Annotated in this window: 17 protein-coding genes and 3 pseudogenes; 11 read left to right on the top strand and 9 right to left on the bottom strand. The window is 61.1% G+C overall.

The window, feature by feature from the left end:
- Nucleotides 1-5 precede the first annotated feature (5 nt).
- The 7 genes from E0H22_RS03835 to E0H22_RS03805 form a co-directional block, all read right to left on the bottom strand.
- On the bottom strand, nucleotides 6-377 hold the full coding sequence (locus tag E0H22_RS03835; protein WP_151612180.1) for a hypothetical protein: 372 nt from the start codon (nucleotides 375-377) through the stop codon (nucleotides 6-8).
- Complete coding sequence (locus E0H22_RS03830; RefSeq protein WP_151612178.1) at nucleotides 370-1,218, bottom strand: hypothetical protein; 849 nt, start codon at nucleotides 1,216-1,218, stop codon at nucleotides 370-372. Before E0H22_RS03830 ends, E0H22_RS03835 begins: the two co-directional genes overlap by 8 nt.
- A gap of 139 nt (nucleotides 1,219-1,357) precedes the next feature.
- Nucleotides 1,358-2,629, bottom strand: coding sequence for a hypothetical protein (locus E0H22_RS03825; protein ID WP_151612176.1), 1,272 nt, complete (start codon nucleotides 2,627-2,629; stop codon nucleotides 1,358-1,360).
- 68 nt (nucleotides 2,630-2,697) lie between these two features.
- Nucleotides 2,698-3,390, bottom strand: coding sequence for a hypothetical protein (locus E0H22_RS03820; RefSeq protein WP_151612174.1), 693 nt, complete (start codon nucleotides 3,388-3,390; stop codon nucleotides 2,698-2,700).
- A gap of 72 nt (nucleotides 3,391-3,462) precedes the next feature.
- Nucleotides 3,463-4,209 (bottom strand): hypothetical protein, encoded by a 747-nt coding sequence (locus E0H22_RS03815; protein WP_233024408.1) that lies wholly within the window; start codon nucleotides 4,207-4,209, stop codon nucleotides 3,463-3,465.
- A gap of 189 nt (nucleotides 4,210-4,398) precedes the next feature.
- Nucleotides 4,399-4,998, bottom strand: a complete 600-nt coding sequence (locus E0H22_RS03810; RefSeq protein ID WP_233024407.1) for a hypothetical protein — start codon at nucleotides 4,996-4,998, stop codon at nucleotides 4,399-4,401.
- A 21-nt stretch (nucleotides 4,999-5,019) separates the two neighbouring features.
- Complete coding sequence (locus tag E0H22_RS03805; RefSeq protein WP_151612168.1) at nucleotides 5,020-5,442, bottom strand: hypothetical protein; 423 nt, start codon at nucleotides 5,440-5,442, stop codon at nucleotides 5,020-5,022.
- Between the two features lie 285 nt (nucleotides 5,443-5,727).
- On the opposite strand from E0H22_RS03805, the gene E0H22_RS03800 reads away from it, so the two are divergent.
- The 6 genes from E0H22_RS03800 (at nucleotide 5,728) to E0H22_RS03775 (ending at nucleotide 14,268) form a co-directional block, all read left to right on the top strand.
- The gene (locus E0H22_RS03800) at nucleotides 5,728-6,099 is read left to right on the top strand and encodes a hypothetical protein (protein ID WP_233024406.1); all 372 of its coding nucleotides are present in this window, start codon (nucleotides 5,728-5,730) and stop codon (nucleotides 6,097-6,099) included.
- Nucleotides 6,100-6,644: 545 nt separating this feature from the next.
- Nucleotides 6,645-7,229 (top strand): hypothetical protein, encoded by a 585-nt coding sequence (locus tag E0H22_RS03795; protein ID WP_233024405.1) that lies wholly within the window; start codon nucleotides 6,645-6,647, stop codon nucleotides 7,227-7,229.
- Nucleotides 7,230-8,404: 1,175 nt separating this feature from the next.
- A complete protein-coding gene (locus tag E0H22_RS03790; protein ID WP_151612164.1) occupies nucleotides 8,405-9,601 on the top strand; it encodes a DUF932 domain-containing protein in 1,197 nt (398 codons plus the stop codon).
- A gap of 129 nt (nucleotides 9,602-9,730) precedes the next feature.
- Nucleotides 9,731-11,794, top strand: a complete 2,064-nt coding sequence (locus E0H22_RS03785) for a ParB/RepB/Spo0J family partition protein (protein WP_430715212.1) — start codon at nucleotides 9,731-9,733, stop codon at nucleotides 11,792-11,794.
- A 154-nt stretch (nucleotides 11,795-11,948) separates the two neighbouring features.
- Entirely contained in the window at nucleotides 11,949-12,995 is a 1,047-nt protein-coding gene (locus tag E0H22_RS03780) for a DUF7146 domain-containing protein (protein WP_151612160.1), read from the top strand.
- A 337-nt stretch (nucleotides 12,996-13,332) separates the two neighbouring features.
- Complete coding sequence (locus E0H22_RS03775) at nucleotides 13,333-14,268, top strand: DUF2493 domain-containing protein (RefSeq protein WP_151612158.1); 936 nt, start codon at nucleotides 13,333-13,335, stop codon at nucleotides 14,266-14,268.
- Nucleotides 14,269-15,164: 896 nt separating this feature from the next.
- Here E0H22_RS03775 and E0H22_RS03770 read toward each other — a convergent pair.
- A complete protein-coding gene (locus E0H22_RS03770; protein WP_024585279.1) occupies nucleotides 15,165-16,199 on the bottom strand; it encodes an IS110 family RNA-guided transposase in 1,035 nt (344 codons plus the stop codon).
- Between the two features lie 214 nt (nucleotides 16,200-16,413).
- Between E0H22_RS03770 and E0H22_RS03765 the strand changes: the two are divergent.
- The 5 genes and pseudogenes from E0H22_RS03765 to E0H22_RS03745 all read left to right on the top strand — a co-directional run.
- Nucleotides 16,414-16,723 (top strand): annotated as a pseudogene (locus tag E0H22_RS03765) (DUF736 domain-containing protein); the annotation flags it as partial.
- Nucleotides 16,724-17,215: 492 nt separating this feature from the next.
- Nucleotides 17,216-17,455 (top strand): class I SAM-dependent methyltransferase, encoded by a 240-nt coding sequence (locus tag E0H22_RS03760; protein ID WP_233024404.1) that lies wholly within the window; start codon nucleotides 17,216-17,218, stop codon nucleotides 17,453-17,455.
- A 208-nt stretch (nucleotides 17,456-17,663) separates the two neighbouring features.
- Nucleotides 17,664-18,155 carry a site-specific DNA-methyltransferase gene (locus E0H22_RS03755; RefSeq protein WP_233024403.1) on the top strand — a complete coding sequence of 164 codons (492 nt, stop codon included), beginning with the start codon at nucleotides 17,664-17,666 and terminating at the stop codon, nucleotides 18,153-18,155.
- An 829-nt stretch (nucleotides 18,156-18,984) separates the two neighbouring features.
- Nucleotides 18,985-19,122: pseudogene (locus E0H22_RS03750) on the top strand (IS3 family transposase); the annotation flags it as partial.
- Nucleotides 19,064-19,897, top strand: a pseudogene (locus tag E0H22_RS03745) (IS3 family transposase); the annotation flags it as partial. The pseudogenes E0H22_RS03750 and E0H22_RS03745, both read left to right, overlap by 59 nt.
- A 149-nt stretch (nucleotides 19,898-20,046) precedes the next feature.
- Here E0H22_RS03745 and E0H22_RS03740 read toward each other — a convergent pair.
- Nucleotides 20,047-21,398 (bottom strand): IS3 family transposase gene (locus E0H22_RS03740; protein WP_151612149.1). Its coding sequence is split into 2 segments (ribosomal slippage): nucleotides 20,047-21,062 and nucleotides 21,062-21,398, totalling 1,353 coding nucleotides; the frame shifts between segments, so codons are not numbered across the junction.
- Nucleotides 21,399-21,415: the final 17 nt, after the last annotated feature.

The raw sequence follows: 21,415 nt of genomic DNA, 5'->3' as shown, positions 1-21,415 counted from the left end.
CGCTGTCAGATGGTCAGTGCTATTGCCAAACCGAACACGATTCCGATTCCCGCCAAGGCGCCGAACAGCAGGGCGGAGATCTCGAACGGGAGCGGCACGGTCTGCTTGTCGCGCCAGCCGAGATCGGCCGACGTCTGCTCGGTGAGTTCGACCTCGACCTCGGGCTGGATCGTCGTGTCGATGCCGCGCGTCGGTACGCTCACGGTCGTGACGAAGGACAGCAGGCCCTCCTTGCCGAGTGGGATGAGCTTGCGCGGATCGAAGCTTTCCGGATCCTCTCGGAACTCGGCTGCGTAGTTGCAGCCGAGTTCCTTGCGGCTGGCGAAAGCATCCGCCGTGGCCGTGGCGACCACTTCCTCGAAGGCTTCGCTAGCCATTGTTGCCGCCCTCGAACGCGATCAGCTTGTCGAACTCGGCAAACATTTCCGAGCACCAGGCCGCGACATCGCCGCGGATCATTTTGGCCTCGGGCCGCGGCAGTCCCGTCACCCTCATGATCTCGTCGATCGGCATCGTCACCGCATCAACGAGGCGCGCGCCGCGCGCCTCAAAGGGACGCCAACTGCCGGCCTCGATCATCGGCATGCGCAGGGTGATCGCGTTTTTGGCGAGGGGCATGATCGAGGTGCGGTATGCCTCCGCGGCATCGCTCGCCGGATGCAGATCGCTCACGGCGCCATCGCGCTGGTTCTCGATCAAAACCAGACGAGCGTTGGGGAGTACTTCGAGAAAGCTCGAAGCTGACTTCGCACCCCGACGCATCGACTCAGCCTGGGCGGTGAACGGCGTGATCACGAAGACCTCGACGCCGAGCGCCGAGAGATCCTCCTGTAGGTCCACCATCCCCGCCCACAATGCGCCGCGCGCAGCTTCGTTGGCGCCGAACTCGACGACGCCGAGGCCGCCCGCCATGGCCATCATCTCGAGGACGTCGTACAGCGGCGTCAGAGCGCGCAGTGCGGCGCTGGGATCGCGGCGCGCCAGCTTGACGTCGGTCGCGATCGACACGACCTGTGACCCCAGGATCGAAAGCGACTTTCCCTGGGTGTCGACCTCAACGATCCCGGTGGGGATGCCGGCAATCCGCGCGCGCTCCGACAGCGCGTGGCCGACCAGGCTCTTTCCATCCCCACCTTTGTCCTGCGTGATGATCGTGGCTGCGGGCAACTTCAGCGGCAGCGCCGCGCTCTCACCGGAATTACGCATCTTCTTCGACATGATTTCCTCTCGGCTGGGATCTTCAGCGATCCATAGTCAGAGGAGCCCGCGCGCCCGGTACCCGTCTCGGAAATGAATGACCGAATTGTGCGGGAGGTCAGGAATTCGACCTTCCGCTGTCGCAACCTCAGAGCCGGACCTAGTCCAGAGGCGTAAAATTCTGTCCGTGAGCGATCGCTTTGCTCAGCCGATCCTTCCCCTCAGGCAGTACCAGGATGTCGAGGACGCACTTGGCCAAATACCGGTGAACATCGCGGTACATCGCGCCCTCGGCACGGCCCTTCTCGCCCAAGATCAGCTCGTCCAGGTCCTTGACCTCTTCGGGGTCGAAGACGGCTTGATGCCCGCGGCCGATTTGGCCCAGCTTGCGAGCAAGCCGAAATTCCGGGGTCGCGAGCATGTGGTTGACAGCGACGAGATTGGGATCGACATCGGCGGCCACCGCAATGAACGCCAGCTCGACCGCCGAAAACTCGTTTCTGATGAACAGTTCATGCTGCTGGAGCGTCATCGGCTCTCGGTGGAAGGGATCATTGCCCTTCGGCGTCCGCTTCAACGCTTCAACGTCCTTCGCGCGCTTGGCGAGCTGGTGCTTTTCTTCTGCGACCTCTTTGGTATGAAAGCACGCCTTCGCCAGCGTGTGGACCCAGTTCGCCGCAGCCTTGATCGCATCCTCGAACTCCGCTCGCGACCAGCGGGCGCCGTCAACACAATCGCGAATCTGCCCGATGACGGCTGCTTCTGCCTGGGCTGGGTCGGTCAGGCCCGGGAGCCAGCGGACCGCGAGCTTTTCGCCTTCCGACCTCAGCGTCTCGAACAGCGCAAGACGGCGATCTTCCTCGCTGAGGCCGTCGTCTGCCGCCTTTCCTTTGGTCGGGATCCCGGGCACCCAGGCAAGCTCTGCAAGCGTATTCAAGCCGGCGCCCTTGACCACCGACACCTCAGCGCCATCGAACTGCGCGTGCATGCAGGACAGCAGGGCACCGATTTCCGGATCTCGCCGAAAGACCTCGAATTCCAACGCCTCGCGAACGGTGAGCTCGACCTCACGCTTGAGCCGGCCGCCGCGTTGTCGAGCGAGTCGCAAGTCCACCAGCGACAACATCCGAAGTAGCGGCCCAGTGCGGAACTGTTGCATTTCCGCGTGCGACAACGCGAACGGCGTCCTCTGCAACTCCGCTTCCGAAATGATCAGGCGCTCCGGCTCTTGTTTTAGACGATGAATCCGCTCCCAGACCTCTGGACGAACGCTTTGCCACCATTCCGCGGCATGGTCGGGGTGCACGAAAAAGAACGGCAACACCCATTGCATGGGCAAAGCGTCGATCGGACGATCAGAGGCCTCGACCTCTGCGCGGCACGCGGCGGCCAACCTCTCGATCTTTTGGAGGATCCTCGGGAGATTGTTCACGCGATGCTGCTCCTCAAAGGTACTTGCTTGTGTATCGATTGTTCTCAGTTCGTCCGTCCGCAGACTGCCTACTTGCGGCCGGCGCGCGACTGAATCGCTTCCAGGGTGGGAGCGGCGACATCGATGCCGAAATCAGTGAGGAAGGATGCGGCAACCTCCGCCTCAGCAATCCGGTCGCGCAGGAACCGCTCACTGCATCCGAGCTGGCCGAGGACCGTCTTGCAATTGGCCAGCGCAATCATGTTCCGCGCGATTTCGCGACGCGCGGAAAATTTGATCCTCCGCAGAATGAGGTTCGCCCCGGCAAGGGCGACGACTTCCTCACCATAGGAAGCAATCGCTTCGTCGGGCTCCGGCGTACGCGGCAGACGACCGAGATGCCGGATCGTGGAATGAACAGCTTCGTGGACAACGGTGTCGACGAGACCGGCGACGTTGTCGTGCTTGAGCAGATTGAGCCAGATCAGCGGCTCGTGTCCCGGAACGACCAGCGTCAACCCAAATCTTTCCTGACGGCGCGCCAGGTGCCTGGGGAGAACGGCGTCGGCGCCGATAACCACACTGAGATCGGCGAGTTGCGCCAGCAGGTCCTGGAATCCTGCGTTCTCGATCCCGTCAAGCTTTTCCAGCGCTTGCGTCACGTTCATATGGCTGCGGATGTGACGGTACCGCGACGCGAGCTCGCTCTCGCGGGCCATTGAGCGATCGAGCTGCCTGCGATCGGCCGTCGGTTCACGCCACTCCGGGCTGCTCTTTGCCATGTTGCCTACTCCTACTTTGTGTCTGTGCTCGGCAGCCGCAGCGTCGGCGGGTTTGGGGCTAGTCGTAGTCACTCAGGACACCGAGGCTCGGTGCAGCATCGCCAGACCGCGTGCCAGGTGGACGTGCCCAACCCTGTGGACTTCCAGGCTGAACTCCTCCAGCGCGGACCTGGATGCCGTCACCGAGGCCACGGTCACGCCTTCGATGGTGTCGAGCGTGATGAAGAAAGCGTCCCCGTCGACACAAACGATCTGCTGGAACGGCTCGCCCGGGAGGACCGGCCAGCCCTTCACGGCCTCCTCGATGCTCGCCACGAGAGACTCGATCGCGATCTCGATCCATTCGGCGCGCACCCCCGCATAGTCGGAGCTGTGCTTGGGCACGCCGATGCTCGCCGTCACCGGGTTGAGGCCGTTTGCCAGCAGCTCATACAATTCATCGATGACGAGGTTGGGATTGCGCTCCCTCGCACGATTGACGTGCGTGATCGGGAACGCCAACACCTGCGGCTTGTCGACGGAGGCTTCGTTTCCGTTGCGCTCGACGCCATACCACCAGCGATCGTACGGCTGCATCACCGGATCATCGAATTCGTTGTCAACGGGATCGGCGCCACGGCCGTCCGGCTGCTCGGCGAGGCTCTGCAGAGTTTTCTTGACCTCGCCGCACGCAGTGAGGATTCCACGATCAGCGATCGCGGCGCAGCGCAGATCAACCAGGGCCTTGCGCAGAGCGCCGCCGACGCCCATTCCGTTGCGAAAGAGATCCATATTTGCGATCTCAGGAACGGCGATCCGGATTAACTCGGGCGTCACCAACACCCAATCCTCCATCTGGGCGTAGGTCAGCCTGAGGTGTCCCGATCCGTACAACAGGTTCCAGGCAGGGCGGGAGAGCTGCGCGCCCCTTCGCCTGAATCGGCCAGAAGTCCAACAGCCGAGCCTGGACGATAGTCTGATCGGGGATCAAATCGCTCATTGTGAGTGTCCTGTTGTTGTCGAGCCTGCTCAGCTGCGCTCGCTGTTTGCCGCTTGTCCTAATGAGCCTTGCGCCGCGGCGGCGTCGGCAAGAATGCAAGATGGAGCCTGTCCTCGAGGAAGGCGCACGTCTGTTCGATCGTCGTGCGATCGGGCTTCTCTTCGAAAGGCGTTCCATGCGAGCCGGAAGCGGATGATGTCGCGCTCGCCGATGGTTTCGATCTTGTAGCAAGTCCGTGCAATGGACAGGACTTCCGTGGCGATCGGGTCTTCTGCCTTCTGGTCAGCAGCGGCCATGTTGGCGATCAGCCGCTTGACCGCCCGGGAGAAGATCGGATCAAGCACTTTCTCGAAATCGGGGTGATGGATGGCATAGCCGCAGCCGATTTCGTCAGTCTTCTTCACGGAGGATGCCGCTACTGCAGCATACGTGATATCCGGATGAGCGGTCACGCCACAGGCGGCGTCGCGATCAGATCTCCGCGTGTAGGCCTCGGTGGTGTAGTGGTCGACCGCCATCGCCAGGCGTGCGCCGGGCGTGTCCGGCGTAAACCCGACCGGGAGACGGAAAAGATCGCGCAGTTCCTGGGATTCACGAAGCTCCGGTTCAGCGTAGTACAGCTTGCTCATCGTCATAGCTCCTTATGTGGTCTAAAGCTTCAGCAGCGCGCGGACCTGGTCGGCCGCATTGCCACGGAGCCGCCTCACCTTGCGACCGATCTTCACGAGATCGCGGTCGGCCAGAATGGCAGCGATGTCGCGGCGAACCACCTTTGAACTGATAGCCTTCGCGACCTGCATGATGAGGACGCGGGCGTCGTTATCTTCCGGGGCGACGACATTGATTTGCTTCAGGCCGTCGGCCAGCTGACGCTGGCGCTGATCGGCCTTTCGCTCGGCGTCAGTCCGAGTCTCACGCTTCTCGTTCGTCGAGCCAGTCAACGACTCGATCGGCTCGATGAACGCGCGCACCTCCCGCCAGCCGTCCCGCTTCAGGCGGGCCTTCGAGATGCGCGGCTCCGGCTCGTCCGATCGCTTGCCATGCTCGGGATCGGAGTCGAAGTTCATGTCCATGTGACTAGTCCTGTGTCTAGGCCGCCGACGCGGCGTCAATCGGTACTCGCGGAGACGACGGCCGCACACCGTCACCGGCGGCAAGCGTAGTTCATCGTCGTGCGCAAACTTCCGGGGGGGGGCCCGGGAAGTTTCCGCCGCGTTTGCGTGTACGAGTCGCCCTGAAGCTGCGCCGAACAGCCGCAGCAGCAGTGAAAGCGAGACCAATGTCGAAAGCCGTCTCGATGAATAAGCGCAAACAGGAGAGCGCAACGCCCACATCTCCAAAGAATGCACCCGTTCGGCTTGCCCGACCTGATTATCGATCGGGCGGATCTGCCGGCCGCCGCCGCACGGTTGGCTGACCGGCTGTCGGCGGCCGACACCTTCTTTCAGAGGGCCGAGGCGTTGGTGAAGGTGGTGGAGTCAGAGCGCGGACCAACCGCCCGGCCGATCACTGTTCATGACGTGGTAAATCATGGCCACCGCGTCTGCCGGCCGGTCCTTCAAAAGATCATTCAGGGTGAGATTGTGCTTGAGCCGGTGACGCTGCCGGACCGCGTTGCACGCCTGTACCTCAATCTCCACGACAAATGGACAGTCGGCCAATTGAACGGCATCTGCCGCCGCTCCGATCCTCTCGGACGATGGCAATATCCGAGTCGCTCAGGGTTATGACCCTGAGACCGGCCACTGGTGCGCAGGTATCGATGCGCCCGGCATCCCAGAGCGTCCGTCGAGACTGCAGGCAGAGAGGGCGCTCCGCATCTTGCGCAGCGCCTTCGCGACATTCCCCTTCGCCGATGCATGCATGGTGAGTCGCTCGGCGAGCACGAGTGCCATCGATCTGTCGAAGCCGCCGGGCATCGACGAGACAAGTCACCTTTGCGCCGTGCTTACGGCCGTCTGCCGACCCAGTCTGCCGTTGGCCCCTGGCTTTGTTTTCCGCTCGCCGCAGCTCTCCGGCGCCGGCACCGGGAAGGGCAAGCTCGTCCGATCCATCGCGCGCATCGCCTACAACACGGTGCCGAGGCCGTTCACGAGTCCGGGCGCGCAAAGTGAGCTGGAGAAGCGCCTGACCGCTTCGCTCGTCGAGGCCGATCCCGTTATCTTCCTGGACAACGTCAACTCGGAGACTCTGAAATCGAACCTTTTGGCTCAGATCGCCACGGAAAAATCCCTGCTCCATCCGCCCGTTCGGTATCAATACCAAGATGGTCACGGTGACGACGAACGTCTTTCTGGCGATCACGGGCAACGCCGTCCGGGTCGCCGAAGACCTGGCGCGCCGATTTCTGTTCGTCAATCTGGACGCCGGATGCGAGGATCCCGAGCGTCGAGCCTTCGATGGAAATTTTTCCGCGATGGTAGACCGGCAGCGCGGCGAACTGCTCGCTGCCGCACTGACGATCTGGCGGTGGGGCCGTCAGAACCGCCCCAAGCCGGGTCTCGAGCTCGGAAGCTTCGAACAGTGGGCCGAGTGGTGCCGCGATCCGCTGCTTGCACTGGGTTGTCCTGATCCGGTCGGCCGGATTGCGGATGCCAAGCGTGACGACCCGGATCGCCTCCAGCTCCTTGAATTCTTCCAGGAATGGCACCGGCTCTATGGCGACCGCGCTGTTCGCGTGAGCGAGCTTGATCTGAAGTTGCGCCAGCTTGCAGAAGGCCACGGCACAACCCGCCAGAAATTCGCGACGTTCGTCGCCAATCTGACGGGAACGCGCGCTGCAGGTTTCGTCTTGATCCGCAATTTGCCGATCGGAAAATGGAGCGCGGCCACGTACGCGCTCAAGAGCACGGGTAACTAGACCCGCGCCCCGGGCTCCCACGCACCAGCCCTTGGGACTTCCAGATCATCGGGACCATAGGGGGCACCGGACGCGGGCCGGTGCCCCCTTGCAGGTTAGACAATTCAGTTTGCCGGGAATCCACAATTTATCGCCTGGCCACTGCTGTTTGGAGTGGCAACACAGCCATGTGAGAATACCTGCTTCTTAGTCGTCTTCGAGCTTGACCTGGGCGCCGGTTGTTCCCATCTCGCAACCCTCAAAGATCGAAGTAGTGGCGGGCTCTATCGCCAAGTAATTAACCAATGCATCGCTTCAGCAGATGCATTCAACGAAATCGTTACCTTTGACCGATGCTAATGCCTTCTCTGGGCTGGTGCTCCGCGGCGGCGCCGGCGCAAACGTCATCAATCAGAGATGAGGCAGTTGTGGGAATTGCTGTACCCTTTATCGGCTACGTAAAGGCAAGGGGAAGAGAGTCCGTACGCCACAAGCGGGATGCCGAGGACAACGGCAGGCACATCGGGGCGATTGAAGCATTTTTCAGCGTTGTTGAGACGGCAGACCCAAAATGGTTTTCGCCGTTCTTGCGTCAGCCTCGAGGGGCTCAGTGGTCACCTTGCGTCTCAAGAGTCTTATTGGAGACCGACGATGTCCGACGTCCGCAACTAACGAAATTCTTGAAGAGGGCCGGCGACAGTACGCTTGTGATCTCGGCATGGGAGGATCTCTTTGAAGTGAGAAACGATATCGTCGACGAGCTGGTGGAACGATGCCTGAGCAGGTGGAGTCCGATCCTACGCATCGATCAGCCGCACGCCGCGCTAACGCCGGCGCTCGCTCGGCAATCTGGTTCGAACTTGCCTCACTTGATCATGCGCAATCAAGCCAAGGTTCAAGATGCTATCGAAGCGAGAGTTCGTCCTCTTTTGCCGATCACTTAACAAGGCGGGCTATGATCCGTTTCACTATGTACCTCGGGCATCGGGGTCATAGGGTCCATCGCTATGGAGGCATTCGGAGCGCCAGCGACCCTGGTCCGCCTGCTTCCGTAGGAGAATGCACTCATTCGAGCCAAAGTTCGATCGCGCATATCCTATCAAAATTCAGTCATTTCAGAGTCAGAGTATGGCCGGAATTTCTGTGACGGGTTGACAGCCGAGAGAGTCTCGCGGCGCCCGTCGTGGAGATATCCCATGACGCAACTGAATGTCCTGCACGCCGCTCGCGATGAGCATGGCGGTTATAAGGTGGATGTGAGCCGCGGTGAGCGCGTCGGTCGCGTCTCCTCGGAATGGTTCTCCCGGCCGGCGGACGAGCGGTACTTGTCGCTCACCGAGCTTCACGCCGCCGTTCAGGGCCGCGCCGAGCGAAGCCGGACCCGGACAGTCGAAAGCGAGGCGATCCGGGTGGAAGCCAATCGCGATAACGCGGAGCGGCTGACGCTCATGTTGCCGGGCGAGAGCGCACCTTTGTCGCCAACCCATTGGAGCTTCGGTCAGCTCGCAACGATGGTGGGCGCGCCATCCGCGTATTTGCGGCAGCTTCCGGCGCCACTCGCGGCCATCAACTTGCAATACGGACTGACCTCGAATCGAGCAGAGCTGATCAAGACGCTCGAAGTCGAGGAGGGCCGCGTTGAACTACGGGCGGTCACAAGCCCAGATTACGGCCGCATCTTTGACCAAGAGCTTGTGGCCGCCGTGCAGCGAATTGCCGGGAACGGCACCGGCGACACGCGTTGGAAGGTCCCCGGCGTGCTCGACTGGTCGACCGGCATCTACAATCCGCGAGTTGACATCACGAAAGCGACCACCACCCTCTACGCCTCCGACCGGGACGTGTTCCTGTTCCTGGTCGACGACTTCAACCCCATCGAGGCGGGCAAGCTGCCTGACGGCTCGCCCGACCTCTACTTCCGCGGCTTCTATTGCTGGAATTCTGAGGTCGGTGCCAAGACGCTTGGGATCGCAAGCTTCTACCTTCGCGCCGTGTGCCAGAATCGCAATCTTTGGGGTGTGGAAGATTTCGAGGAGATCACCATCCGTCACTCCAAATTCGCGGCTACCCGCTTCGCCCACGAGGCTGCGCCGGCGCTCGCTCGCTTCGCCAACTCCTCGCCGACACCCTTCGTCAATGGCATCAGGGCGGCGCGAGAGCGGATTGTTGCGCGCACGGATGAGGAGCGCACCGAGTTTCTTCGTAAGCGGGGGTTTGGCAAGTCGGAGACGGCGAAGATCATTGAGACGGTGCTTGCCGAGGAAGGCCGCAAACCCGAGAGTGTCTTCGACTTCGTGCAAGGCATCACCGCGGTGGCACGCGACAAGCCGCACCAGGACGGCCGGTTGGACCTCGAGGCGAAGGCCAAGAAGTTGCTCGATCGTGCTAACTAAGACCGATCGCGCCGCCCCAGTGGTGCGCGTGTGATGAGCCTCGGCTCTCGGTTTCTCCGGCTGGCGCCGCCCTTCAGAGTTAGAGGGCGGCGCTTCGCTTCGTGACGGGCAGAAGGTCGAGAGAGGTTCTTGACCGCCCGTCGAGGAGAAACGTCAATGGCAAAATCCGTTCGCAAGATCACCCTCAGTCAGTCCAGGGATATCCCCTTCAACCGGCTGGTGCTGAGCCAGTCCAATGTCCGACGTATCAAAGCGGGCGTCTCGATCGAGGAGCTTGCGCAAGACATCGCTCGGCGCACGCTGCTCCAGAGCCTCACCGTCCGGCCGGTTCTCGACGATGGCGGCGCCGAAACCGGCATGTTCGAAATCCCGGCCGGTGGGCGGCGCTATCGCGCGCTCGAACTGCTGGTCAAGCAGAAGCTGCTCTCGCGCAACGCGCCGGTTCCCTGCGTCATCCGGACCGATGGCCTCGCCGAGGAGGATTCGCTCGCCGAGAACATCCAGCGGGTCCCACTTGAGCCCCTCGATCAGTTCCGCGCCTTCCGCGATCTCGTCGAGAAGGGGAGGACCGAGGAGGAGGTTGCAGCCGCTTTCTTCGTAAGCGTGTCGGTGGTCAAGCAACGGCTCCGGCTCGCCGCCGTCTCGCCAGCGCTGCTCGACGTCTATGCCGAAGACGGCATGAGCCTCGACCAATTGATGGCGTTTGCGGTCAATCCGGACCACGAGCGCCAGCAGCAGGTATGGCAGGCGGTGCAGCGTTCGCACAACAAGGAGCCGTATTACATCCGGCGTCTGCTGACCGAAGGCGCCGTGCGCGCCTCCGACAAGCGCGCCCAGTTCGTCGGAATCGAGGCCTATGAGACCGCAGGCGGCGACATCATCCGCGATCTTTTTCAGCAGGATGACGGCGGTTGGCTGCAAGAGCCGATGCTGCTCGACAGGCTCGTCGATGAGAAGCTGGAGCGTGAGGCGGGCAACATCCGCTCCGAAGGCTGGAAATGGGTCGAGGTTGCCGTCGATTTTCCTTACGGCCACATCTATGGTCTACGCCGCATCGCCGGCGAGGCCGTTGCGATGACCGACGAGGAGGTTGCGGCGGCTGAAGCGCTGCACGCCGAGTATGAGCGTCTCGAGCAGGACCATTCCGAGATCGACGTCCTTCCTGAAGGGGGCGATCAGCGCCTTGGCGAGATCGAGACGGCCCTTGACGAACTCGATGAGCGGCCCGTCCAGTACGATCCTGACGAAATCGCGCGCGCGGGTGCCTTCGTCAGCATCGACGCGTCTGGCGCGCTTCGGGTCGAGCGCGGCTATGTCCGTCCCGAGGATGAGCCGGCAATTCCGCAGGCGGAGGGAGAAGCTGAGGCCGAGCAGAGTGCCACCCCAGCGGCAACCTCTGCCTCCGGAGATACGACCGAAGGGCAGACATGCACCTCGGCAAATACCGAGGCGCCCGATCAGGAGGAAGGCATCAAGCCGATCCCTGACCGGTTGATGACCGAACTCACAGCGTACCGCACTCTGGCCTTGCGCGACGCGCTCGCAGGGGACCCGGACGTTGCGTTCCTGGCGGCACTGCACGCGCTTTGCCTGAAGCTCTTCTACCGCTACACGCCCGAGTCCTGCCTCGACGTGGATGCGAAGAGCGTCGTCTTCGGCAGCCAGGCGCCAGGCCTCGGCGATGCCACGATCGCCAAAGCCGTCGACCAGAGGCACCGGCAGTGGTCGGCGCAGTTGCCGCGTGAATCGGCCGAGCTCTGGGACGCGCTCACGAGCTTCGATCGGGACAGCCGCGATGCCCTGTTCGCACATTGCATCGCGCTGAGCGTCAATGCGGTGTACGAGCCCTCGAATCGGCGCCCGCGTGCGCTGGACCACGCCGACCGCCTCGCTGAGGCCATCGGGCTCGATATTGCCGCCGCCGGCTGGTCGCCGACCGTCGACAACTATTTCGGGCGGGTCACCAAGGCGCGCATCTTGCAAGCCGTCCGAGAAGTCAAGGGAGAGACCGCGGCTCAACTCATTGAGCACCTGAAGAAGGGCGAGATGGCGGAGAGGGCGGAAGAACTCCTTACTGGCTCGGGTTGGCTTCCGGAGCCGCTGCGCACGCCTGGTCGCCCCTCCAGCGCGACATCATCTTCGCCTGAATCTGGCCCGATTTCCCCGCCGCTTCGGGGGAGGACGCGCCAGTGAGCAAATGCGAAGCGGCCATGCCAGATGCAGAGCATCCGCGCGAAGATGTAACTCTCCCCGACGAGCCGCTGGTCGCGGCCGAATAAGTCAGCACAAGCACCGATTTCGAAGGCCTGCCGTCAGCGGCGGGCCATCTTTTTGGTGGGGATCAGTTATGTCAACCCAAGCATCCGATCTCGCCCGCCGGCTGGCCGAGCGGGCCGAACTCGTCTGCCGGCGCTATCTTTCCAATGGCCGGCGCGTTGGCCGCTATTGGGTTGTCGGTGATGTTCACAACACGCGCGGCCGGTCCATGTTCGTTCGGCTGTGCTCACGTCATGGGGGCAAGGGAGCGGCCGGCAAGTGGACGGATGCCGCGACCGCTGAACACGGCGATCTGCTCGATATCATCAGGGAAAGCTGCGGCTTTGTTGAATTCCGCGATGTTCTTGCCGAGGCGCGGCGTTTTCTCAGCCTGCCGCAGATTGAGACGGGATCCACATCGTCGATCCGACGCGTTCCCATGGGCTCGCCTGAATCGGCTCGGCGCCTGTTTGCCATGTCCATGCCCATTTCTGGCACGCTTGCAGAAACATACCTTCGGACGCGGGGCATTTTGGGCTTGCATGAGACCGCGAGCCTTCGCTTCCACCCGCGCTGCTTCTATAGGCCGAATCAACACCTGCCGATGGAGACATGGCCGGCCCTGATTGCCGCTGTCACCACGCTTGACGGCACCGTCACTGGTATTCACCGCACTTGGCTCGATCGCTCGGGTCGGAGCAAGGCGCCGATCGACACGCCACGCCGCGCGATGGGCCTCTTGCTTGGCAACGCTGTTCGATTCGGCATCACCCATGACGTGCTCGCTGCAGGCGAAGGCATCGAGACTATGCTCTCCCTGCGCTTTGCGCTCCCGAGCTTGCCCATGGCATCAGCGCTATCGGCCAACCATCTCGCCGCCATGCAACTGTCTCCGAGCCTAAGCCGGCTCTATATCGCCCGTGATGCCGATGCGGCCGGAGAGGCGGTCACATCCGCACTGGCACAGCGTGCCAGAGCAGCCGGTATCGAGGCGATCCCACTATCGCCCAGGCTCGACGACTTCAACGAGGATCTGCGCACCTTCGGCGTCAATGAGCTCCGGGCAGCTCTTCGCATTCAGCTTGCGCCTGCGGATGTCGTCCGATTCTCGCCGTCGGCGTTCGCGATCACGGCATGAGTGCCTGCGCCTCGCCATCAGCGTCGACAACCGATCTAGGTGAGGCCACGTCGTGAGAGGGCCGCGCCCGGCCTTCTAGAGGGCGATCGGACGGCAGGCGGGCCGGACCGGCAATGGCAGGGCGCGACTATTTTCCGCCGGCGGCCGTCTCCGCCTAAATCCATCGATCAGTCCATCCCGCCTTTGCATCGCGAAGCAAAATAGCCGCGCCCAGCCATCCTCCGCTGTCGCTTCGGCCCTCCGCGTTGCTCCGGGTTCTGGTCCGGCCCGCCCGCCGCCTGAGTGATCGCCACGAAGGCCGCGATGGTCGCGGCCGATCCACGGAGGGCATCGTCCCATGACCGATCGTGACGACACCGAATTTGAATCGCAGCATGGTTCATCCCAGCTTCACCACGTTCTGACCGAACTGCAACTCTACGGTTACCGACCATTCACCGACGAACCCGATCCGAGGCCCCTTCCCGAAGCCAAGTCGATCGCCGGCGCTGTCGCCGACATCTTCGATGCCTTCGTGGCCACCCTGAGTGACAGCCGCATGGAGCCGGACTTGGAAGACCTGCTCTGGTCGACGGTCAATCTGTTCCATCGAGCCGTCAACCGGATCGAGCGCCAGCTCGACAGCAATGAGCAGGTACAGCGCGCAAGTCAACACGAGCAGGATGGCTCCGAAGTGCGGTCGGTCGAACTCGAGCGGCTCATCACGGAAGGGCTTTCCCTGATCGAACGCCGCAATTGCATGGAGCTGTTCCGCGAACAGGCCATCGCACAATTCGAAATCCACACTGGTTCGCTGTGGCGCCCGCGATCCGGGTCACTCATTGACCATCGCTCGGTCACCTCCGCGGTGATCGACTCCAGAGACTTTCTCGCCGCAAAGCGTCGCGCCGAGACTGAGGTGCTTGTTCCGGTCGGACCCAAGGTCGCACTGACCGGAGGCCTCGACTTCGATGACCATCATCTGATCTGGGATCGCCTCGACAAGGTTCACGCCAAGCACAGCGACATGGTTCTGTTGCATGGAGGCTCACCGAAGGGCGCCGAGCTGATTGCAGCCAAGTGGGCGACGAACCGCAAGGTTCCGCAAGTCGCATTCAAGCCGGATTGGTCGAAGCACGCCAAGTCGGCACCATTCAAGCGCAACGATCTCATGCTGACGATGATGCCAATCGGCGTCATCGTGTTCCCGGGAACGGGAATTCAGGAAAATCTCGCCGACAAGGCGAGGCGGATGGGAATCCCGGTCTGGAAATTTGGCGACAGCGGCGCATAGCGCCGCGATCGCGTCTAGCGCCTCATGACGTGCTCGCTACTGCGAGCACGCTTCAAAAGATCAGGCGCTTTTTTAACCCTTCCGACTATCGCCGTCATACGCGACCTCCGTCTGTATCCGTACGGCCTGCATTGAAGCCTCTGTGCGATTGCCAAGTGCTGTCTCCATTGAAAGGCGCCTGTCGAGACCCGATCGGGCTTGAACGCGTCTTCGATTGCGCTCGCGGCCACGACCAGAGCAGCCTGCAACCTTCGCCTCCGTATCGATTGCTTCGAACGTTACGCGCGGTGACATCAGGTCGATCCGATAGTTGGGCCTTCCTCGCAGCACTTCGTAACCATGACTATCGCTTCTGCGCGCTTTGTGCTGGATCGGAGCCAGCTCGCAGGCGCTCATGTTCAGCGAGTGATCCGCCCACTTTACTGCATGTTCTCTCTCTTCCCCCTGAAAACAAGCCACCTCTCGTATCGTACGACCGATGCCAGTCACGTCTCCTCTCAATGTTGTTCAGCACGCGAACACCTCGCCTCTTTGATGGCTTGATCTGGCCGAAGACCGGCTGCGCCTCGACCGTCTGAGACGCAACGCCAGTCTTGCGACTTTCTTCCCCTGGGCTAAAGCCCATTCCTCGCGAGACATATGTGGACGCCCCCTCCGGGGGAAGAAGAAAAAGGAAGCATAAGTGCAGTTTCGATCAGGTGCTACCATATGTCCGGCCTCTCAAAGACGGCGCATACGGCCGCGGGCCCTGAATGAGTCCGGCGTATCAGGTCCCTTTCAAGAAAGCGCGCCATGATGCGCAATCTCGCGAACGGTCTGTCCTGATACGTGGGTCAGATCGACTGCATCACTTCCCTTGCACCTCTCCCGAAGCCGTTAATTGCTTCCCTTACCGGTTAGCCAGCCGCGACAAGACTCGGCCTAAACTGCTGACCACGTGTCAAGACCGCCCAAGCCACCCGCGCCATCTTGTTGGCCAAAGCCACGGTCACAAGACGTGCGGGCTTCTTCTCGAGCAGCGATCGCGCCCACTCCGAGAGCCAACTTCCATCCTTGATGCGGGCGGACCTGACGACTGCGGTGGCGCCGACGACCAGCAGTGTGCGTATATATTGGCTGCCCATCTTGGTGATCCGGCCGAGCCGATCCTTGCCGCCAGAGGAATTTGCTCTGGGCGTAAGTCCGAGCCAGGCGGCGAAGGCTCGCCCCGATTCGAAGTAAGCCGGATCGGGCACGGTCGCAGCGATCGCGGTCGCCGTCACGATGCCGACGCCAGGAATGCTCGCCAACAGCTTGCTTGCGGCGTTGCTGCGATGCCAAGCGAGGAGTTCGACATCGAGCCGGCGGATCTGCTTGTCGAGCAGGCCGACCTGTTGCGTCAGACAGCGGACGACCGTTCGCGCGACCTCTGGGATCGGACATTCATCCTCGCCGGCCTTGAGCACTTCTGCCACCAGGGCTGCTGTCTTGGCCAGACCAAGTCCTGTCACGAGGCCGAATTCGGCGAGATGCGAGCGGATGGCGTTGACCAACATGGTACGCTGGCGCACGAGCATCGATCGCGCGCGATGAACCATTTGGATGGCTTGCTGTTCTGTCGTCTTGATCGGCACAAACCGCATAGTTGGTCGTTCTACCGCCTCGCAAATTGCTTCGGCGTCCGCCGCGTCGGTCTTGCTGCGCTTGACGTATGGCTTCACGTAGTGGGGTGCCATGAGTTTGACCTCATGGCCAAGCTCGCTGAGTGCTCGCCCCCAATAATGCGCCGTACCGCAGGCTTCAATTCCGATCACGCCCGGTTCGAGCTTCGCAAAGAAAGCCAGCACTTCGGACCGCCGCAATTTGCGACGGACGACAGGCTCACCAGAATCGTTGACTGCGTGAACTTGAAAGATGTGTTTCGCGATATCCAGTCCGATTGTCAGCGACATATGCGGTCCCTTTCGAGTGAGCCTGTCTTCAATATCTATGCTCGGCCTGAATTGGGCCGAGGGAAGGGCGTCCACATATTCAAGAAAGTCGCAAGCCATGGCGTCCTCCGCGGTGCTTCGGCCCTTGCGGGTGCGTCGCCGCTCGTCATTCGGCCTGGTCATCGCCATCGAGGCCGCGGTGGTCGCGGTCCGAAACAACGCAAGGAGACTTGATATGGCTACCATCGGTTCGTTCAAGAAGGTCGGTAACGATTTTCAGGGAGAGATCGTCACGCTGAGCCTGCAGGCCAAGGGGCGTCCGCATCGTCGCCGAGCCCAATCGCTCCAACGACAACGCTCCGAGCCACCGCGTCTATGTGCGCCGGGCCGAGATCGGGGCAGCATGGTCGAAGCGCTCTGAGGAGGGTCGCGACTATCTCTCACTCAAGCTCGACGATCCCTCCTTCAACTCGCCGATCTACGCCAACCTGTTCGATGACGAAGGCGGCGAAGGCTACACGCTTCTCTGGTCGCGGCCGCGCAAAGAGCGCCGACTGAGACCGCTTCGAGAAGCCCCGCCCGGCACTCGCCGGACGGGGCCTGTCTTCCACTGCTAAAAGCAAGAATTGCCAAGCCGCTGTCTAGAGTTGTTCTCGGATGCATCTGCTGGCATTTCCGCGCGGTCCGCCCGCTAATCCCTCCATTCGTTTTCGCGAAGGAGTTTGGGTCTCGACGTACAACAATCGCCGATCCAATTTCTAGGCATGCACCTACCAGGCTTTTCCTGGCACTGCTCGTAGCTGATACGATCATCGCGCATCTGCGGATAAGCTCGCAGCCGCGTACGGCGTTCATCGAACCGGATAGTGCAATCAGACATGCAACAAGCTGCCGAAACCATTCATGATCCATAGTCCATTGGCCGAAGTAAAAGGATTGATTAACCTTACGCGTCAAAAAGAGTCGTCCTTACGGCAAAGTAAAAGCGCTTGTTGGCAGGTTAACCGCATTCATTGCCCCATTGTGGAGTGGGGTCTATGGCTAAAAGTTCGGTACGTGTTGCGGCTACCTCGCCAAATAAATTATTCTTCGGGGACAATCTCGAAATACTTCGCCGGCAGATCAAGGACGAAAGCGTTGACTTTGTTTATTTGGATCCGCCGTTCAACAGCCAAGCTCGGTATAACGTCCTATTCAAGAGCCCGGTTGAAGAGGTCACCTCCGCGCAGGTTGGCGCTTTCTTAGACTTTTTGGTCATGGCACACGGGAGAAGCTGAGGCTGCCTACCACGAAATCATGACTCACGTCGGCGGGCCAACCGCAACGTTTGTATCTGCTTTTGAGGTCCGCTCTCCGGCGAGAGCGATATGATGGCCTACTTGGTGATGATGGCCCAGCGACTCGTAGAGTTGCGCCGCGTTCTCAAGCGGACCGGCTCCCTCTACTTTGCATTGCGATCCGACCGCCAGCCACTACCTGAAAATCTTGCTCGATGGAATCTTTGGGCCAGACAAGTTCCGAAGCGAGATTATTTGGAAGCGAACGAGCGCCCACAATTCGGCGAAGCGGTGGGGGCCGATTCACGATGTCATCCTCTTTTATAGTGCTTCCGACGAATTCACGTGGGAGGATGTTCATCAGTCATACGATCAGGAATACATCAATTCATTCTTCGTGCATGAAGACCCAGATGGCAGGAAGTGGCGACGAGCCGACCTGACAGGCGCCGGGACGCGCAACGGCGAGAGTGGAAAGCCATGGCGGGGCATCAACGTTAGCGCCAAGGGCCGCCACTGGGCGGTGCCGCATGGCGAGCTTGATCGGCTCGATGCGGCCGGAAGGATCCACTGGCCGCTGAAGCAGGGAGGCGTGCCTCAGCGCAAGCGTTACGTTGACGAGTTGCCTGGAATGCCCCTCCAAGACCTCGTGCTGGACATCAAACCGGTTCACAATGTCGGGCAAGAGCGTCTCGGTTAACGGTCGACGGCCGCGTCGCGCAACGTTGGGTTCTCGAAAATGGCGGCGTGGCGGTGTTCGATCGAAGCTTTCGCGTTCAGCCGTACGGGTCCCTTTCGGACGACTGGTTACAGCTTCAGGCCGACGTGGCACGGCGGCGGAGGGAGCCGCGTTCTCCTCTGGCTCTCAAATACTTTCCGATGCCCGCTCAGGTTAAGTCCTCGACCGTTGAAAATTGGATGCTGCGGTTACCTCAGTCGGCTCAGCTCGTGGGCTTCGTTCAGGTCGATGCCCGTAATAGTCAAGCATCGGGCCGGGGGCGCACCGGCCTTGTAGCGTCGGCGGATAGAGAGGGCTTCGTTGAGAACGAGGCATTCAACGAGCTGCGCTCGATGGTGCGCGGTGCCGTAGAGGCTATGGCCTACAGCGATAGGCGCACCCAGCAAGAGCAGGAAAAAGCCAAACATCGGGAAATGTTAGCGTCCATTCGTCGGGAGACGCGCTCTGCAATCGCGGAGATCGAGGCTAACCCGCTTATAACCACTGCGCAAAAGTCCCGAATCGTTACGGCGCTTGCGGAAACGCAATCGCTCGCAACTCAACATCAGGAAGCGACTTACGAACGCGAGCAGCAACTTGAAGTTATGAGTTTGCTTGGCGTGGTCGCTGGATTCATGACCCACGAATTCGGCTCGGCGCTGCACGAGCTGGAAACGACGCAAAAGGAGCTACTTGTCATCGCTAAGCAGCATCCGAAACTATCGGGTGCAGCTGAAAGCTTTGCGACGCACATCAAGAACCTTCGAGAGTTTGTAACCTATTCCTCTGGATACATTCAGGGCGCCAAGGCGCGATCCGTCTCGCTCGCAAGCTCAACTCCACCGACGTCATCGACGCTCTGTCAGACCTGTTCATCCTGCGCGGTGTGCCGGGCCATGTTCGTTCCGACAACGGCCCGGAGTTCATCGCCAAGGTCGTGCGGGAGTGGAGGCAGAGCAAATGATGAGGCGCTGACCGCTGACATCATTCGTCTTGCCTCACGCTACGGCCGCTATGGCTATCGCCGGATCACGGCGATGCTGCGGTCCGAAGGCTGGATGGTGAATGCCAAGCGTGTCGAGCGGATCTGGCGGAGGGAGGGGCTGAAGGTCCCCCAAAAGCAGCCGAAGAAAGGCCGGCTCTGGCTGAATGACGGATCGTGCGTCCGGCTGCGGCCGGAGCATCCCAACCATGTCTGGTCCTACGACTTCGTCGAGGACCGGACCCACAATGGCAGGAAGTTCCGCATGCTCAACATCATCGACGAGTTCACCCGGGAATGTCTGGCAATCCGCATCGATCGCAAGCTCAACTCGACCGACGTCATCGACGCCCTGTCAGACCTGTTCATCCTGCGCGGCGTGCCTGGTCATGTTCGTTCCGACAACGGCCCGGAGTTCATCGCTCAGGCCGTGCGGGACTGGATCGCCGCTGTCGGTGCGAAGACCGCGTTCATCGAACCTGGCAGTCCATGGGAGAACGGTTATTGCGAGAGCTTCAACTCGAAGCTACGCGACGAACTGCTCAACGGTGAAATCTTCTACAGCCTTGCCGAGGCAAAGATCATTATTGAGGCTTGGCGACGCTACTACAACACCGAGCGGCCACACTCATCGCTCGGCTACAAACCACCGGCGCCGGAGGCCATGGTCTGGCCTGCACCGCCGCGCGGATCGGCTCCACCATCAGTTCAGGCGATAGCCGAAAAGCCGATCATGCATTAAGACTGAAACCGGACCACCTTATGGGGGCAGACCAATCCGACACACCTATGCAAATCGCTTGTTCTTCATCGTGAGTGTTCGTCGTCAGATAATTTGAGACCGCTCAGGCATTTCGAGAAGGGAGGATCTGGCTCATCTAGGGTTAAAGTTTAAGCGGCTTGCAATCGATGCTGCAAGCGGCGGTTTGCAATGGTTTCACGTTTGATGCGCGCACGCTCAGTCAGGATGGTTTCGGCTCGGCCGAAGTAAACATCCGCAGGCGTGAGGTTGTCGATGCTCTCATGATAGCGGTGATGGTTGTAGTGTTCGACGAAGCCGCTGACCTGACGTTCGAGGTCCCTCGGTAAATGGTAATTCTCGAGCAGGATGCGGTTCTTCAAGGTCTGATGCCAGCGCTCGATCTTGCCTTGGGTCTGGGGATGATACGGCGCACCGCGCACATGCTGCATATCCTTGCCCTTGAGCCAGGTGGCCAGATCTTCCGCGACGTAACTTGATCCGTTGTCGCTCAGAAGCCGTGGCCGCTGCTTTATATTGACGTGGTCCAGGCCTGAGGCGGCAAGCGCCTGATCGAGCGTGGCCGTGACGTCGGAGGCGCACATGGTGGGACCAAGCCTCCAGGCCACAATGTAACGAGAGAAGTCGTCGAGCACCGTCGATAGATAGTACCAGCCCCAGCCAGTGATCTTGAGGTAGGTGAAGTCGGTCTGCCAAAGCTGGTTGATCGCCGTGGTCTTGTCCTTGAACTCATTAGCCGCCTTGATCACCACATAGGCGGGGCTGGTGATCAGGTCGTGCGCCTTCAGCAGCCGATAGACCGAAGCCTCGGAGACAAAGTATTTTCTCTCGTCGGTGAAGCGCACCGCCAGCTCTCGCGGCGACAGCTCGGGGTGTTCCAGTGCCAGATCGACGATCTGACCGCGGACATCGTCCGGGATGCGATTCCAGACCCGGTCCGGCTTGGAGCGGTGATCGGCCAGCGCCTCGATGCCACCCTCGCGATAGCGATCGTACCATCTATAAAAGGTGGCTCGCGGGATGCCGAGCTTTTCCAACGTGCGCCTGGCAGGCAGATGCGATTGCTCGACCAGCGCGATTATTTCGGATTTCTCGGATGCTGGATACCTCATGCCTCGTTTTCCCCAGCCCCGTTCATGCTTTTTTTGAGCAGGCGGTTCTCCAGGGTCAGGTCGGCCACCACCTCCTTCAATTCGGAGGCTTCGCGGCGAAGGTCTTTCACCTCACCGGACGTGGCGGAACGGGCCGTGTCACCCGCCAGGCGGCGTTTGCCGGCCTCCAGAAACTCCTTCGACCAACCGTAATACATCGAGGCGGCAATGCCTTCGCGGCGGCACAGCTCGGAGATGTTCTCCTCGCCGCGCAGTCCTTCCAGCACGATACGGATCTTCTCTTCCGCCGAATACTGCCGACGCGTCTGCCGCCGGATATCTTTTAGCACTTGTTCTGCGGGCGCTTTGCCCAGTTCGGATTTCTGCTTCATCTTCGCTCCTGACGGCT

Source organism: Rhodopseudomonas boonkerdii (assembly GCF_021184025.1).
GTDB classification, from domain to species: domain Bacteria; phylum Pseudomonadota; class Alphaproteobacteria; order Rhizobiales; family Xanthobacteraceae; genus Tardiphaga; species Tardiphaga boonkerdii.
This window is presented reverse-complemented; position numbering and strand designations above follow the sequence as displayed.

Excerpts from the sequence above, each read along its gene's own strand:
- E0H22_RS03835 (WP_151612180.1), bottom strand. The coding sequence starts at position 377 with ATGGCTAGCGAAGCCTTCGAGGAAGTGGTCGCCACGGCCACGGCGGAT.
- E0H22_RS03830 (WP_151612178.1), bottom strand. The coding sequence starts at position 1,218 with ATGTCGAAGAAGATGCGTAATTCCGGTGAGAGCGCGGCGCTGCCGCTG.
- E0H22_RS03820 (WP_151612174.1), bottom strand. The coding sequence starts at position 3,390 with ATGGCAAAGAGCAGCCCGGAGTGGCGTGAACCGACGGCCGATCGCAGG.
- E0H22_RS03810 (WP_233024407.1), bottom strand. The coding sequence starts at position 4,998 with ATGAGCAAGCTGTACTACGCTGAACCGGAGCTTCGTGAATCCCAGGAA.
- E0H22_RS03805 (WP_151612168.1), bottom strand. The coding sequence starts at position 5,442 with ATGGACATGAACTTCGACTCCGATCCCGAGCATGGCAAGCGATCGGAC.
- E0H22_RS03790 (WP_151612164.1), top strand. The coding sequence starts at position 8,405 with ATGACGCAACTGAATGTCCTGCACGCCGCTCGCGATGAGCATGGCGGT.
- E0H22_RS03780 (WP_151612160.1), top strand. The coding sequence starts at position 11,949 with ATGTCAACCCAAGCATCCGATCTCGCCCGCCGGCTGGCCGAGCGGGCC.
- E0H22_RS03775 (WP_151612158.1), top strand. The coding sequence starts at position 13,333 with ATGACCGATCGTGACGACACCGAATTTGAATCGCAGCATGGTTCATCC.
- E0H22_RS03770 (WP_024585279.1), bottom strand. The coding sequence starts at position 16,199 with ATGTCGCTGACAATCGGACTGGATATCGCGAAACACATCTTTCAAGTT.
- E0H22_RS03760 (WP_233024404.1), top strand. The coding sequence starts at position 17,216 with ATGGCTAAAAGTTCGGTACGTGTTGCGGCTACCTCGCCAAATAAATTA.